The 16,180-nt window shown below is 40.1% G+C and carries 14 protein-coding genes and 1 pseudogene; 12 read left to right on the top strand and 3 right to left on the bottom strand.

The window, feature by feature from the left end; translation table 11 throughout:
* The first annotated feature begins 220 nt into the window (after nucleotides 1-220).
* From H5087_RS16915 to H5087_RS16860, 12 genes and pseudogenes are all read left to right on the top strand, one after another.
* A complete protein-coding gene (locus H5087_RS16915) occupies nucleotides 221-484 on the top strand; it encodes a DUF4212 domain-containing protein (RefSeq protein ID WP_002961535.1) in 264 nt (87 codons plus the stop codon).
* A 10-nt stretch (nucleotides 485-494) separates the two neighbouring features.
* Complete coding sequence (locus H5087_RS16910; RefSeq protein ID WP_182672782.1) at nucleotides 495-2,219, top strand: sodium:solute symporter family protein; 1,725 nt, start codon at nucleotides 495-497, stop codon at nucleotides 2,217-2,219.
* 124 nt (nucleotides 2,220-2,343) lie between these two features.
* On the top strand, nucleotides 2,344-4,182 hold the full coding sequence (locus H5087_RS16905) for a DUF294 nucleotidyltransferase-like domain-containing protein (protein WP_182672781.1): 1,839 nt from the start codon (nucleotides 2,344-2,346) through the stop codon (nucleotides 4,180-4,182).
* Nucleotides 4,183-4,197: 15 nt separating this feature from the next.
* On the top strand, nucleotides 4,198-4,821 hold the full coding sequence (locus H5087_RS16900; protein WP_182672780.1) for a 3'-5' exonuclease: 624 nt from the start codon (nucleotides 4,198-4,200) through the stop codon (nucleotides 4,819-4,821).
* 139 nt (nucleotides 4,822-4,960) lie between these two features.
* Entirely contained in the window at nucleotides 4,961-5,695 is a 735-nt protein-coding gene (locus tag H5087_RS16895; RefSeq protein WP_182672779.1) for an SIMPL domain-containing protein, read from the top strand.
* Nucleotides 5,696-5,774: 79 nt separating this feature from the next.
* Nucleotides 5,775-6,438: pseudogene (locus tag H5087_RS16890) on the top strand (peroxiredoxin-like family protein).
* 178 nt (nucleotides 6,439-6,616) lie between these two features.
* A complete protein-coding gene (epd, locus tag H5087_RS16885) occupies nucleotides 6,617-7,633 on the top strand; it encodes an erythrose-4-phosphate dehydrogenase (RefSeq protein ID WP_182672778.1) in 1,017 nt (338 codons plus the stop codon).
* 64 nt (nucleotides 7,634-7,697) lie between these two features.
* On the top strand, nucleotides 7,698-8,873 hold the full coding sequence (locus H5087_RS16880) for a phosphoglycerate kinase (protein ID WP_182672777.1): 1,176 nt from the start codon (nucleotides 7,698-7,700) through the stop codon (nucleotides 8,871-8,873).
* A gap of 201 nt (nucleotides 8,874-9,074) precedes the next feature.
* On the top strand, nucleotides 9,075-10,139 hold the full coding sequence (fba, locus tag H5087_RS16875; RefSeq protein ID WP_002961523.1) for a class II fructose-bisphosphate aldolase: 1,065 nt from the start codon (nucleotides 9,075-9,077) through the stop codon (nucleotides 10,137-10,139).
* Between the two features lie 725 nt (nucleotides 10,140-10,864).
* Nucleotides 10,865-11,554, top strand: coding sequence for a phosphate regulon transcriptional regulator PhoB (gene phoB, locus H5087_RS16870; protein WP_006791869.1), 690 nt, complete (start codon nucleotides 10,865-10,867; stop codon nucleotides 11,552-11,554).
* A 65-nt stretch (nucleotides 11,555-11,619) separates the two neighbouring features.
* The gene (gene phoR / locus H5087_RS16865) at nucleotides 11,620-12,927 is read left to right on the top strand and encodes a phosphate regulon sensor histidine kinase PhoR (protein WP_002962688.1); all 1,308 of its coding nucleotides are present in this window, start codon (nucleotides 11,620-11,622) and stop codon (nucleotides 12,925-12,927) included.
* A gap of 115 nt (nucleotides 12,928-13,042) precedes the next feature.
* The gene (locus H5087_RS16860) at nucleotides 13,043-14,011 is read left to right on the top strand and encodes a PstS family phosphate ABC transporter substrate-binding protein (protein ID WP_002962686.1); all 969 of its coding nucleotides are present in this window, start codon (nucleotides 13,043-13,045) and stop codon (nucleotides 14,009-14,011) included.
* A 233-nt stretch (nucleotides 14,012-14,244) separates the two neighbouring features.
* Here the strand turns inward: H5087_RS16860 and H5087_RS16855 are convergent, their stop codons facing one another.
* The 3 genes from H5087_RS16855 to panB are packed head-to-tail and all read right to left on the bottom strand — an operon-like array spanning nucleotide 14,245 to nucleotide 16,157.
* The gene (locus H5087_RS16855) at nucleotides 14,245-14,481 is read right to left on the bottom strand and encodes a hypothetical protein (RefSeq protein WP_165744073.1); all 237 of its coding nucleotides are present in this window, start codon (nucleotides 14,479-14,481) and stop codon (nucleotides 14,245-14,247) included.
* 33 nt (nucleotides 14,482-14,514) lie between these two features.
* Complete coding sequence (panC, locus tag H5087_RS16850; protein WP_138489570.1) at nucleotides 14,515-15,363, bottom strand: pantoate--beta-alanine ligase; 849 nt, start codon at nucleotides 15,361-15,363, stop codon at nucleotides 14,515-14,517.
* Complete coding sequence (gene panB, locus H5087_RS16845) at nucleotides 15,363-16,157, bottom strand: 3-methyl-2-oxobutanoate hydroxymethyltransferase (RefSeq protein ID WP_182672776.1); 795 nt, start codon at nucleotides 16,155-16,157, stop codon at nucleotides 15,363-15,365. Before panB ends, panC begins: the two co-directional genes overlap by 1 nt.
* Nucleotides 16,158-16,180: the final 23 nt, after the last annotated feature.

The following is a 16,180-nucleotide window of genomic DNA, read 5'->3' as shown; positions in this document are numbered from 1 at the left end:
CAATTTAATCATAAAGCCAGCTTACAAAAACAGCCTAAGCAATTGAAATAATATAAAAATATATAAAACACGCTTGAATGATAAATACAGTTTACGTAAACGTTAATAGGCTGTTACGACTATGGTCTCAATTCAATATGTAACCAGCGTTGCTAAATTGGTAAGCGAAGATAAAAAACCACTCATCGCGATATTGCGGTGCTTAAAGGGGAAAACAAAAATGGCTTTTAAAGATGAAGAACAAGCAAAAGCTTATTGGGCAGAAAACATTTCGCTGTTATTTAAACTGTTAGCAGTGTGGTTTGTTGTGTCTTTTGGGTTTGGCATATTACTGGTTGATGTACTTAATGAAGTACGTTTTTTTGGGTTTAAACTTGGCTTCTGGTTCGCCCAGCAAGGCGCGATTTATACCTTTGTTGCTTTGATTTTTGTGTACGTTTTCAAAATGAATACGTTAGATAAAAAATACGGCGTAGACGAATAGGAGCTAAGCAATGGATGTTCAAACACTCACGTTTTTAATTGTTGGTTTAAGCTTTGCGCTTTATATCGGCATAGCAATATGGGCCCGAGCGGGTTCAACCAAAGAGTTTTATGTAGCGGGCGGCGGCGTACCTCCTCTTGCTAATGGTATGGCAACAGCTGCCGATTGGATGAGCGCCGCGTCGTTTATTTCAATGGCGGGTATTATTTCGTTTGCAGGTTACGATGGCAGTGTTTACTTAATGGGGTGGACAGGTGGTTATGTACTATTAGCCATGTGTTTAGCGCCTTACTTACGTAAATTCGGCAAGTTTACTGTGCCAGACTTTATTGGCGACCGTTACTATTCACGTACCGCGCGTTTAGTTGCTATTTTTTGTGCCATATTTATTTGTTTCACTTATATAGCAGGGCAAATGCGTGGCGTAGGCGTGGTATTTTCACGCTTTTTAGAAGTAGAAATTGAAACCGGTGTTTACATTGGTATGGTGATTGTATTCTTTTATGCGGTACTTGGCGGCATGAAAGGCATTACCTACACACAAGTAGCGCAGTATTGTGTACTTGTATTTGCATACCTTGTACCAGCCATTTTTATCTCGATGATGATGACGGGTCATTTCTTCCCACAAACCGGTTTTGGTGCCACATTAATTGGCAGCGATGGCGTGTACGTACTTGATAAACTAGACGGCTTAAGCGCTGAACTTGGTTTTGCGCAATATACCGAAGGCTCTAAGAGCATGATTGACGTATTCGCTATTACGGGTGCGTTAATGGTAGGTACTGCTGGTTTACCACATGTAATTGTACGCTTTTTCACTGTACCTCGCGTAAAAGACACACGTATTTCTGCGGCATGGACTCTTGTGTTCATCGCGATTGTTTATACTACAGCACCTGCTGTTGCAGCCTTTGCTCGCGTAAATATGGTTGATACTATTAATGGTAAAGACGGTAGCGGTACAGCTTACGCAGAAGCACCAGGGTGGATTAAAAACTGGGAACGCACCGGTTTAATTACATTTGATGATAAAAACGGCGATGGCAAAATGTTCTACACGGCGGGTAAAATCACCGATCCGAACAGTGCTAACGAAGTAAATGTAGACCGCGACATTATGGTATTAGCAAATCCAGAAATTGCTAACTTACCAGCATGGGTAATTGCACTTGTAGCTGCTGGTGGTATTGCCGCTGCACTGTCTACAACCGCAGGTTTACTACTGGTTATTTCGACCTCCGTTTCGCACGATTTACTCAAGCGAACCCTCAAGCCCGATATTACCGACAAACAAGAGTTACTTGCAGCGAGGTTGGCAGCCATGGTCGCTATTGTTATCTCCGCGTACTTTGGTATTAACCCACCTGGATTTGTGGCATCGGTAGTGGCATTTGCATTCGGCTTGGCGGCAGCGAGTTTCTTCCCAGCAATTATTATGGGTATATTCTCTAAAACAATGAACCGAGAGGGCGCAATTGCAGGCATGGTAACGGGTATTGGCTTTACCGCTGCTTATATTATCTTCTTCAAGTTTGTAAGCCCTGAGCTTAACAATCCTGAACATTGGTTTTTAGGTATTTCGCCTGAAGGTATTGGCTTGGTGGGTATGATTATTAACTTTGCAGTAGCTGCAGTTGTTCTTAAATTTACTCAAGCTACACCTATTGAAATTCAAGAAATGGTAGAAGGTATTCGTAACCCTAAAGGGTCAGCTGAAGCGCACGATCACTAGGCAACATTTATAGATATAGTTTACAAAATATAAAGCACCAAAAGCCCGACTTTAGTCGGGCTTTTTATTTGTTTAATAAATAAGTACATTAGATTGGTACATCACCATTTAAAGAGCGAATACAATGAGTGTAGAACAACAAGAAATAGCCCAATACGTTTGTTTGCAAGCGCCTTTTACTATGCTTGATAGCAGCGCATACGAATACTTTGTAAATCATCTTGATATTATTTACCTTACCCGCGAAAACCAAACTCAGTGGTTACAAAGTGAAAACCCTAAACTATTTTTAATTCGCTCTGGTTTGTACGACCTAGTTGATGGCAAGGGCGATGTTGTTACGCGCTTAGCGCAAGGTGACTATTTTGGTTTTCCGTCGCTGTTAACCGGTGAGGCAATTCAAAATAGGTTGGAAGTACAAAAAGAGGGCATAGTGTATGTGCTCTCTCAAACGCACTTTGATTTTTTACGCAGAGAATATAAATCGTTTGAGCAATACTTTGTACGCGCTCATGCTAACCGGTTGCTGTCATCGCATTATAAAAGTAAAAACGATAGTTGGTCTGAACGTAAAATATCAGAGCTGATGACGCGCACAGCAATTACACTTTCGCCCGATGCAAGTATTAGGCAAAGCGCTAAAAAAATGAAAGAGCATGGTGTGTCGTCAATAATGATAACGCAGCACGCGCACTTAGTAGGGGTGGTAACCGACCGCGACTTACGCAACCGAGTACTTGCCGACGAGGTAGATCCACAAGACGCAGTAAGCAGTATTATGACCGCCAAACCTAAGTTTATATTTGAAAATAACCGGGTGTTTTCGGCGCTGCACTTAATGCTTAAATACAATATTCACCATTTGCCCGTGCTTGACGAAAACCATAACCCGATAGGGATGATAACCAGCACCGACTTACTGCGCCAACAAAAAAGTGACCCCGTACAGCTTATAGGGCGCATATATAAAGCGCATACTGTTACTGATTTAAAACGCTACGCTAAAGAAATTCCCGAACTTTTGCGTAGTTTTTCGTACAACATTGACGACATATCGTTAATTGGTAAATTACTCAGTGGTTTAACCGATGCGCTTACATCGCGCCTGATTCACTTATTTCAAGAAGAGCATGGCGCAGCGCCAACCAGCTTTAGTTTTATTTGCTTTGGCTCGCAAGCACGCGAAGAACAAACCCTGCATTCAGATCAAGACAACGGCTTATTACTCCCTAACGACTTAACCACCGAGCAACACGCTTACTTTAAAAGTATGGGGGAGTTTGTATGCGAGAATTTAGTTGAGTGCGGCATTAGGCGTTGCCCAGGTAATATTATGGCAAGCAGCGATGAGTGCCGTATGAGCGTAAACGACTGGAGCGAGCGCTTTTTTAAATGGATAAAAAGCCCTACTCCAAATGCAATGCTTAACTGTAAGATATTTTTTGACCTGCGATTTATTGAAGGTTCAAACGCTTTATACACGGCTTTTTGCGAGCAACTAATTCGTATATCGCGTAACGACTTATTCTATGCCGCAATGGCAACCGACATAAGCAGCAACAGCGTGCCAATTGGTTTATTTAATAAATTTAAAACAGAAAAAACAGATCAAAATAATAAATACATAGATTTAAAAAAACGCGGTGTCGTAATTATAAATGACATAGTGCGGTTATACGCTTTAAAAGCGGGTATTAGGCGCGCCAACACGCAAGAACGGTTGGACGCACTACTAAAACATAAACTGATCAGCAAAGAAGATATATACAACCTAAAAGACTGCTGGCGGTTCTTAACGCAGTTGCGCTTGAGTACACAAATAAACGAAGAGGGCTTACCGAGTAATTGTATTAATCCTAATAAATTAAACTCACTAGAGCGCCATCAGCTAAAAGAAGCGTTTTACCTTGTTAAACAAGCGCAGCAAGCCGCCGCGTTTAAGTTTGCTCGTGGCAGTTTATAATGATGGATTACTAACATGGTAAAAAAGCTGCTCACTCGGTATTTAAAGCGCCGTAAATTACTAGGTAAAAATGCCTTACAACAACGTTACTTAGTGATTGATTTAGAGCTAACTGGCCTTGATGCAAAACAGCACGAAATTGTATCGGTAGCGTGGGTGATAATAGATAACCAATGTATAAAAATGAGCGAGTCGCAGCACCTTATAAATAAAGACGTAAAAAGCCTTGAGCAAAGTCCTGTTTTTCATGGAATTAGCGACGATGCTATAACAAAAGGACAGAGCTTGTGCAGTATATTAACGCAATTGAGCTGCCATTTTAGCGACTGTATTTTAGTGTTTCATAATGCCATGCTCGATTGGGGCTTTTTAAAAATAGCCCTTAAAAATGCCAATATAACAATACGCCCTAAACTCATACTCGACACACTTCATATTGAGCAAAAGCGCTTACTCCATCATTCAACTGAAATAAAACAAGATGATTTAACCCTTAATGCTTGCCGCACACGTTATGAGTTACCAAGCTATCATTGCCATCATGCATTAACCGATGCACAAGCGACCGCAGAGTTACTGCTAGCCCAGTGCCATCAAATAAGCCGTGGTAAAGAGCTAAAAGTAGGTGAGTTGGCGTAGGTTGGCTGTAGGCGGGGCTTTATGCCGCGCGAGATAAACTCCCGCCTACAATAAAGAGCAGTTTACTTTTATTGTTATCCGTATAACTATAGGTACAGTTACGTAGTCATTATTTAACTAATTACCTCAAGGAACGAATATGAAACTCATTACTGCCATTTTCTTAACCTTATTCCCACTTATCACTTTTGCTAATTCAAGCTTACCTGCTAATCGCCATATTGCAGTGCAGGGTATTGCAGAGGTATTAGCAAAGCCCGATATGGCTAAGATTTCTTTTGAAGTAATAAGCTTTAAAGACAAATCAATTGATGCTAAACGTGATGTTGATGATCGAGTAAATTTGTTACTTAAAGGATTAAGCAAGTACGGTGTTAAGGAGACGGATGTTTCTGCTACAAGCCTGTTAACTCATAATGATGACGATATGTTTAATGTCGAGAGCGGTACAGCAATTAATGCAGGATATGTAGCAACAAGAACACTTAAAGTAACATTAAGAAATATTGAAAAATTGAATGATTTTATCGATTTTGCACTAAGTGTAAAAATTAATGAAGTGACGAATATTGAGCTTGTGTCTTCAAAAGCTGCGCAGTTAGAAGCTGAAGCAACACAAGGCGCAATAGATAACGCTATAGTTAAAGGGGGCGAGCTTGCCAAAGCATTTGGGGCAGAGCTTGGAAAAATTTACAGTATTAATTCAAATTCTAACCGTTCAAGTTATGGTTATGGCGCAGATAATTTTGAGAGAATAGTTGTGAGCGGTTCTAAAGTTACTAGAAATCCATTCGAGCAAGGTAGATACCTGCAAGAAACTATTACATTTAAATCATCAATAAACGTGGTGTTTGATTTAGAAGTAAATGATTAAGTTAAAATTTTCATTTCAAATACATTTTCATAATGTAAGCTGGCTTTAAGTTTTTGATTAATTTGAAGGTAGCCATATTATGAGCGATAAAAATAACACATTAAAAGCACAAACTGAGGCAAAAATAGCAGCAGGGCGTAAAGGTAATCCTGATTTTATGAAAGGTGTTGATGAAACGATTGCACAAGCAAAAGCGTTACAACAAGGTGCTAATGCACTTGATTTAAACCAAATCGCACCAAGTTTTGAGTTACCAAAATCAGCATGGTCAATCGGTGCAGTTAACTGAGTTACTTGCTAAAGGGCCTGTAGTTGTTACTTTTTATCGTGGAAGTTGGTGTCCGTACTGCAATTTACAGCTCAAAGCGCTTCAAGCACATTTACCTGAAGTTCACGCATTAGGCGCACAATTGGTGGCTATTAGCCCGCAAGTACCCGATGGCTCAATGAGCGAAAGCGATATAAGTAACATGGATTTTTTAGTACTGTCGGATCAAAATGCCGATGTAGCAGCAAGCTACGGCGTAGCATGGCAAGTGCCCACATTTTTACTCGAGCATATGCGAGTAGACCGAGGCCTAGATTTAGAGTCGGTTAACAATGGCAATAGTAGTGTTTTACCGATCCCTGCCACCTTTGTTTTAGATAAACAAGGTAAAGTGACTTGGCGGTATGTTGATGTTGATTATCGTACTCGTTCTGAGCCAGAAGATATAATTAACGCTTTGAAAAATTTAGTATAAAAAACTTAATTTAAAAAGTCAGACCCCTTGAAGAGCTTGCAATGCCTAAGCTCTTTAACCTTAATTTAAAGTTTCTAATGCTTCCCTCTTATAATCAGATGCAAGGTCGATTACAATACAGACATCTAAAAGGCGTATTGCCTTTATCTGCACGCTAAAAGATTGGATTTTATATTTCATGGCAATCAAACTTGCAATTAATGGTTTTGGTCGTATTGGTCGAAATATTGTCCGCGCGTTATACGAGTCTGGTTTGAGCGACGATATAAAAATTGTTGCGATTAACGAACTTGCTGATCCTGAAGCTATTGCTCATTTATTAAAATACGACACATCCCACGGTCGTTTTTCTTTTCCTGTAAAACTTGGTGAAGACACCATTAGTGTTGCAGGCGATACCATTGCACTTTTTTGTGAAGAAAACCCAATTGAATTACCTTGGCAAACGCTCGATGTAGACGTTGTACTTGAATGTACGGGTGTTTACCACTCGCGTGAACATGCGCAGTTACATATTACCGCAGGTGCTAAAAAGGTGTTGTTTTCGCATCCGGCCGATAACGATGTTGATGCTACGATTGTGTATGGCATTAACGACGATGAGCTTAAAAGCGAGCACACAATTGTTTCTAACGGATCGTGTACAACTAACTGTGTTGTGCCGGTTATTAAAGTATTAGATGATGCATTTGGTATTGAGTCGGGCGCTATTACAACGATTCATGCGTCGATGAACGATCAACAAGTGATTGATGGTTATCATCATGATTTACGCCGTACTCGCGCTGCAAGCCAATCAATTATTCCAGTTGATACAAAGCTCGCTCGTGGTATAGACCGTATTTTACCTAAATTTAAAGGCCGTTTTGAAGCCATCGCCGTACGTGTACCTACTATAAATGTCACGGCAATGGATTTAAGTGTAACGGTTAATACCGATGTAGATTTAAATGCAGTAAATAATGCACTTAAAGCACAAGCAAAAGACCGCTTAGAAGGTATTTTAAGTTATACCGAAGAGCCGCTTGTATCGGTTGATTTTAATCACGACCCACATTCTTGTATTATTGATGGCACACAAACACGTGTTAGTCACAAACGACTGATAAAGTTATTAGTATGGTGTGATAACGAATGGGGTTTTGCTAATCGTATGCTCGACACAGCGCGTGCTATGATGGCAGCGAATAAGTAATTTATTAATATAATAATTTTAAACGTATTTTTCAGGTTCAGTATCGTTAACTAAGGAGATGTTCATGTCGGTCATAAAAATGGCAGATTTAGATTTAAACGGCAAACGCGTATTAATTCGTGAAGATTTAAATGTACCAGTTAAAGCAGGTAAAGTGACGTCAGATGCGCGTATTCGTGCAGCACTACCTACTATTAAACTAGCCCTTGAAAAAGGCGCTAAAGTAATGGTTATGTCACACCTTGGCCGTCCTACGGAAGGGGAATACGATGAAGCGTTTTCGCTTGCACCTGTAGCTAATTACTTAAACGATGCCCTAGAGCAAACTGTACGTTTAGAAAAAGATTACCTAAACGGTGTTGATATTGCTGATAACGAAGTGGTTGTTTTTGAAAATGTGCGCTTTAACAAAGGCGAGAAGAAAAACGACGAAGCGTTATCTAAGCAACTAGCTGCACTGTGTGATGTATATGTAATGGATGCATTTGGTACGGCTCACCGTGCACAAGCATCTACCCATGGCGTTGGCTTATTTGCCGATGTTGCATGTGCAGGTCCGCTGTTATCGGCTGAGCTCGAAGCGTTAGGCAAAGCACTTGATAATCCAGCTCGTCCATTAGTGGCGATTGTTGGTGGTTCTAAAGTATCTACTAAGCTCACCGTTTTAGATTCACTTTCTAAAATTGTTGACCAATTAGTTACCGGCGGCGGTATTGCAAATACCTTTATTGCTGCATCAGGTAGCCCAGTTGGTAAGTCGCTTTACGAACCTGATTTAATGGATGAAGCGAATCGTTTATGTGCAGCAGCGATTGCTAATAATGGTGAAATTCCGGTACCGACTGACGTAGTAGTTGGTAATGAGTTTTCTGAATCTGCTGTAGCTACGCTTAAAGATGTAAGCGAAGTAACAAGCAATGATATGATTTTTGATATTGGCCCTGATACAGCGAGCAAGCTTGCAAAAATTATTGCAAATGCAGGCACTGTTGTATGGAATGGCCCTGTTGGCGTGTTCGAGTTTGACCAGTTTGGTAATGGTACTCGTGCTATTGCACAAGCAATTGCTAACTCAAATGCGTTTTCAATCGCCGGTGGTGGTGATACCTTAGCCGCAATCGATAAATACGGCATTGCCGATAAAGTATCTTATATTTCTACTGGTGGTGGTGCGTTCTTAGAGTTTTTAGAAGGCAAAATACTTCCAGCAGTTGAAATGCTAGAGTCGCGCGCTAAGTAATTTTAGTGGCGTAAGGTGAGGGGGTAATAGCCCTCACCGACAATTAATTACTAAATACCTCTCACCCTAATTTAGTCGTTAATTTAGACGGAATATTACTGCAAAGCAGTGGTTTTTCGTGGCGTTGTTATAACGCCAAACTAACACATCCGTTCAAACTAGATGGTAGGGAACTACTGTCGATAAATTGGAGAATACCCAATGGCTTTAATCAGTATGCGACAACTTTTAGATCATGCAGCAGAGCATGGTTACGGCGTACCTGCTTTTAATGTTAACAATCAAGAGCAAATGCGCGCAATAATGGAAGCGGCTGACAAAACAAACAGCCCAGTAATCGTTCAGGGATCAGCTGGTGCACGTGCTTATGCTGGTGCTCCATTTATTCGTCATATGATTTTAGCAGCCGTTGAAGAATGGCCACATATCCCAGTTGTAATGCATCAAGATCACGGCACATCGCCAGGTGTGTGTCAGCGTTCAATTCAGCTTGGTTTTTCATCAGTAATGATGGATGGCTCGTTAATGAGCGACGGAAAAACCCCTTCAAGCTACGAATACAATGTAGAAGTAACGCGCGAAACTGTTGCGATGGCGCATGCCTGTGGCGTATCGGTTGAAGGCGAGCTAGGTGTACTTGGTTCACTTGAAACAGGTGAAGCTGGCGAAGAAGATGGCGTTGGCGCAGAAGGGTTATTAACAACTGATCAAATGCTAACAGACCCTGAAGAAGCGGCTGATTTTGTAAATAAAACACACGTTGATGCACTTGCAATTGCTTGCGGTACTTCACACGGTGCTTATAAATTTACTCGCCCACCAACAGATGATATTTTAGCGATTGATCGTATTAAAGCGATTCATGCCCGTATTCCTAACACGCACTTAGTGATGCATGGCTCATCTTCAGTTCCTCAAGAATGGTTAGAAATTATTAATCAGTACGGTGGCGAAATTCCAGAAACTTATGGTGTGCCAGTTGAGCAGATTGTTGAAGGCATTAAGTTTGGTGTTCGCAAGGTAAATATTGATACCGATTTACGTTTAGCATCTACCGGTGCAATTCGCCGTCATATGGCGCTTAACCCATCTAACTTTGATCCACGTAAATACCTAGCTGAAGCTACAAAAGCAATGACAGAGATTTGCGTTGCACGCTATAACTCGTTTGGTACTTCTGGTCAGGCTAGTAAAATTAAGCCAATTTCACTTGATGAAATGCACCTTAAATACTTAAGCGGCGAACTAGACCCTAAAATTAGATAATAGATCAATTTATAATTGATCATCTAAGCCAGTAACTTTGTTACTGGCTTTTTTAATGTCAGCCCTTTTTATATTACAGATTACGGTTTTTTGATCAGATCACTGCATTACCAACGCGGAATTTTGGGATCACGCATTTACTAACACAGCCTTTTTCGGATCATTACTTTACTAAGCCAAATACACTTTAATGCTATATATAGGTTCTGAGATAATTTGATCGTTATTTATTTGTATAAACAATCAACAACTTATGGCTTTGACTAGGTACAACTCTGATCTGAGGGTTGATCGGCTTGGTAAAAATCTGATCCTTTATTTGGAGCTTAGTAAAATTTAGATCTATTTTTGAGCGTATTGTTTGTTACACAGGCGGGTTTGTTGATTTTAAAAGGGCTTTAAAGCTACTTTTAAACGATCGATCTGTAAAAATGTCTTGGTTAGTAAAACAATGATCCCAGCTAGTTTAATATTGTTTAGTGGTTTAAATAGCGATACAAAAAAGATAATTTTAAAAAGTTAGCTATTACATAAATTTATCGTAAATCTCTTTTTATTACGTTAAATATTAAAAAGGTTTTAAAAATATGACGTTAATGAGGTTTTTTGTCACTAATTTGTGTTTTTTTTACCACCATTTTAATTTACACGTTACACTTTCATAAAAATGTCATACTTAGTCATAATAATGAAAACTAATTCGATAGCGTAAGAGATAAATTGGAATGTCACGTAAAGTACTAGTCGTAGATGACGAAGCTCCTATCAGGGAGATGTTGGTTTTTGTTTTAGAGCAAAATGGATTTCAAGCAATTGAAGCAGAAGATTACGACTCTGCTATTGCAGCTATGGTTGAACCTTACCCAGATATGGTTTTACTTGATTGGATGTTACCAGGTGGAAGCGGTATTCAAATTGCTAAAAAGTTTAAGCAAAACGAACACACCCGCCAAATCCCAATTATTATGCTTACAGCTCGCGGCGAAGAAGAAGACAAAGTACGCGGCCTTGAAGTAGGTGCAGATGATTACGTCACCAAGCCGTTTTCTCCTAAAGAGCTTATGGCACGTATTAAAGCGGTTATTCGCCGTGTATCGCCAACCTCATTAGAAGAAGCTATTGAAGTACATGGCCTGCGTTTAGACCCTATTTCTCATCGTGTTACCTCAGAAGGTAACGAGCTTGATATGGGGCCAACCGAATTTAGATTACTGCACTTTTTTATGACTCACCCAGAGCGTGTTTATAGCCGTGAACAACTGCTTGATCATGTGTGGGGAACTAACGTTTACGTAGAAGATCGCACTGTTGATGTTCACATTCGTCGCCTGCGTAAAGCAATTGGCCCACTTGGACATGACCGTTTGGTGCAAACAGTACGTGGCGCTGGGTATCGTTTTTCAAGTAAGCTGTGATCAGCTTAAAGCTTAGCTAATGTGTAAAATACGCATGTATTACTACTCTAAGGTAAAGTGAGTGTATGTATCGAGTTGTTAATAAGCAGGCGTTAGTAAAGCGCCTGTTTATCTATTTTTTACCCTTACTATTAATTGGTGTGCTGGTTGGCGCGCCATTTTTGCTTTTATTTTTAGGATCTTTTTCCCTCCTTATTTGGCACTACCATCAACTTTATCGTTTGAGCGATTGGCTACTTAATCAACGCAGCTTTAATCCGCCAGAGGGTGAGGGTGCATGGGAGCAAGTGTTTGAAGGTATTTATCATCTCCAGCATCGTAATCGTAAAAAACGTAATGAGCTTGCAGATTTAATTCGTCGCTTTCGCGATGGGGCTGAAGCGGTACCTGATGCGGTTGTGGTATTACAAAACGATTTAAGTATTGTGTGGTGTAATCAATTAGCCCTTAAAGTGCTTGGTTTGCAGTGGCCTACCGATCATGGTCAGCGCCTTGATAATTTAATTCGCGAACCTAAGTTTGCTAAATACATGCACAAAGGCGAATTTGACGATGCGCTTGAGCTGGATAACGGTCACAGTATTGAGCAGGTGCTGGAGTTTAGGGTAATGCCATATGCAAGTACGCAACTTATGGTTGTGGTACGTGATGTAACGCGCTTAAAACAGCTTGAACAGATGCGTAAAGACTTTGTAGCCAATGTGTCGCATGAACTACGTACACCGCTTACAGTGGTTACAGGGTATCTTGAGATGATGGATGGCGACATGATGCCGCCGCCAGCAATGTGGAACAAAGCGCAAAATACTATGCTTGAACAATGCAAGCGCATGGATAGCTTAGTCAGCCAATTACTATCGCTTTCGCGTATTGAAGGTGCTCGTCGCCAAGACAATGATAAAGCTATAAATGTGCCGCAATTACTTGGTTATATTCACACTGAAGCAAACTCAATTAATCAAGACAAAGGCCACGAACTTATTTTTGATATTGATAAAACCCTTGATATTAAAGGCTCTGAGGATGAACTGCGTAGTGCGTTTTCTAATTTAGTATTCAACGCGATTCATTACACAAAACCAGGCGGTAAAGTAGAAGTATGCTGGCAGCGCAAAAACAATAAAGCGTGTTTTAGTGTTACCGATAATGGTGATGGTATTGCGCCTGAGCATATTAACCGATTAACTGAGCGTTTTTATCGTGTTGATAAAGCTCGCAGTAGAACAACAGGTGGCTCAGGCTTAGGGCTCGCTATAACAAAACATGTGTTAACTCGCCATGATAGTAAATTAAATATTCGCAGTGAAGTTAACAAAGGATCGTGTTTTTCTTTTGAATTTTCAATAGATAAGATAGTTTCGCTGACTAAATAATTAAGCTAATAGGTCAAGTCATAAAAGTGTCATTTAAGAGTAATGTAACTGTCATGTACTCACTTTAGAGTGGGCAGCAGTTAGAAAATGGAACGAACAAACCGGAGAACTCTACATGAAATTTAAAAACTTAGTTGCCGCAATGGGTGTGGCTGTTACAACTTTCGTATCTGCACAAGCAGTTGCTCTAGACCAAAATATTCCTGAGTATCAAAAAATTAGTGGTGTTTCAGGCAACTTTTCATCAGTAGGTTCTGACACTTTAGCCAACATGATGACGTTTTGGGCTGAAGAGTACAAACGTATTTACCCAAATGTAAATATTCAGATTCAAGCAGCAGGTTCTTCTACTGCTCCACCGGCACTTACCGAAGGTACAGCTAACCTAGGTCCAATGAGCCGTAAAATGAAATCTAAAGAAATCGAAGCGTTCGAAAAACGTTACGGTTATAAGCCAACTGAAGTTCGCGTAGCTATTGATGCACTTGCTGTATTTGTACATAAAGATAACCCAATTGAAGGTCTTCGTATTGACCAAGTAGATGCTATCTTTTCATCTACTCGAAAATGTGGCGCACCAGAGCAAGTTAACCGCTGGAGCGATGTTGGTCTAACAGGTGATTGGGCAGCTAAAGATGTGCAACTTTACGGACGCAACTCAGTATCAGGTACGTATGGTTACTTTAAAAAGAAAGCACTTTGTAAAGGTGATTTCCGTAATAACGTAAATGAGCAACCGGGTTCTGCATCAGTAGTACAGTCAATTTCATCTTCATTAAATGCAATTGGTTACTCAGGTATTGGTTATAAAACATCGGGCGTACGTACAGTACCGCTAGCTAAAAAAGGCGATAACTTTGTTGATGCAACACTTGATAACGTTGCACAAGGCAAATATCCATTATCTCGCTTTTTATACCTTTATGTGAATAAGCACCCAAACAAGCCGTTGTCTCCAATGGAAGCGCAATTCTTAAAAATGGTACTTTCAAAAGATGGTCAGCAAATTGTAGAAAAAGATGGTTATGTACCACTTTCTGCAAAGCTAGTAGAAACAGAACTTAAGAAGCTTGGTTTGAACTAATACCAATTGCATTAAATTAGTGAGTTATTATAGCGATAAGAAAATAGCGCAATAACAAGGCTAAAATTATGATACATAGTTGTTCTATATAAATAATTTTTAACGTAGTTAGTGAGTTATTTAATACGCTAGAATGGTCATGTTTTTAATAAAATTGGTATGATAAACTATAAGCAATAAAAAACCGCTCATTGAGCGGTTTTTTTGTGCCTAAAACTAAAAACTTTTAGGAATTAAATATTACCTAATTTTTCGGCTTGTGCTTTACATTGATTATAGCTCTCAACACATTTTCCAGAGCATACTTGTTGCTTTAAGCCTTCAGCAGTTGTTTGCTGTTCACAACTAGTTTCACACTGGTAGTTTTGTTGAGCACACTGATTCATTTCAGGGTTTTCAACTTGGTTTTGACAACCTGCCAATAGTGCAAAAGTAAGGGCGACTACGCTTGTTTTTATTAAAGTGTGCATGCTTCTTATCCTTAAAATGGAGTCGCAATAATATTAAATTTCGACTTGGATATTGTCGATCAATCTAACACCACCAAAATAGGCTGCGGCTAAAATAACAAATTGAGTATCTTCGATTGTAGCAGTTTTTAATGTATCTCGTTGAGCAATCTCAAAATAGTCTGGTTTTAGGCCTGCTTGCTCTAAACTTTGTTTAGCTAAGCTTTCAAGTTTTACAAAGTCTTTCTCGCCACTTTTAAGTTGCTCAGCGCACGTATTAAGGGCTTTAAATAATACGGTTGCAGTCGCTTTTTGATCATCAGATAAGTAACCATTACGTGAGCTCATAGCAAGGCCAGAAACTTCTCGCATTGTAGGTACACCAATAACTTCAACCGGAATTGATAAGTCGCGTGCCATAGTTTTGATTACTTGTAATTGCTGAAAATCTTTTTCACCAAAGCAGGCGTAATCTGGTTGCACTAAGTTAAATAACTTAGTCACGATTGTTGCAACGCCTCTAAAGTGACCTGGACGTGAGCCGCCGCAATAGCCTAATGAAATGTCAGGCACATCTACAAAGCTTTGTGCACCTAGTCCGTTAGGGTAGATTGTTTCTACACTTGGGGTAAATACAATATCAGTGCCTAATTCAGCAAGGCCTTGTTTGTCTTCGTTTAGCGTACGAGGATAGTTATCTAAATCTTCGTTAGCACCAAATTGCATTGGATTTACAAAAATACTTACAACGACTTTGTCGGCCAAGTTTTTTGCTTTCTCTACTAGCGAAAAATGCCCACGGTGCAAGTTGCCCATTGTTGGCACAAGTGCCACGCTAAGACCTGCTTGGCGCCATGCTTTAATTTGACTACGTAACGATCTGATTTCAGTTATTGATTGCATTATTTAAACTCATGTTCAGCGCTTGGAAATGCGCCACTTTTAACATCTGTACAATACTTTTGAACGGCTGCAGGCATATTGCCTGTTTCGAGCAAAAAGTTTTTAGAAAATTTAGGAATGTAACCTGCCGAAATACCAACCAGGTCATGCATTACCAGTATTTGGCCGTCAGTTAAGCTGCCTGCACCAATACCAATAGTTGGGATACTTAGAGCGTCTGTAATGCGTTTTGCCAGGGCACTTGGAATACACTCAAGTACTAATAATTGCGCGCCAGCAGCTTCAAGTGCTTTCGCGTCATCAATCATTTTTTGTGCTTTATCTTCTTCGCGACCTTGTATTTTAAAGCCACCAAATACATGAACTGACTGTGGTGTAAGGCCTAAATGCCCGCAAACTGGGATACCTTGTTGAGTGAGTGCTTTAATGCTCTCGTAAAGCCACTCTCCGCCTTCAAGTTTAACCATGTTTGCGCCAGCGCGCATAAGCTCAGCTGCATTTTTACAGGTATCACTAACGCTTGAGTAGGTCATAAAAGGTAAGTCAGCAATTACAAATAATTCGCGGCTACCAGCGCGTACACAGCGGGTATGATATGCAATATCTTGATTTGTTACGCCAAGGGTGTCATCGCCGCCTTGTAGTACCATGCCCAATGAGTCGCCCACTAAAATAACTTCAACGCCGTTATCATGAAATAACTTTGCAAAACTAGCGTCGTAGGCTGTTAATGCAGTAATTTTGTTATTTTCTGCTTTCATTTTATTTAAAGTAGAAACGGTTATTTTAGACATAATATCCTCGCAGGCAAAAGCCT

Origin of the sequence: Pseudoalteromonas sp. SR43-7 (assembly GCF_014163785.1) — a bacterium.
GTDB classification, from domain to species: Bacteria; Pseudomonadota; Gammaproteobacteria; order Enterobacterales; family Alteromonadaceae; genus Pseudoalteromonas; species Pseudoalteromonas distincta.
The sequence above is the reverse complement of the archived record's forward strand: the minus strand, read 5'-3'. Positions and strand labels throughout refer to the sequence as shown.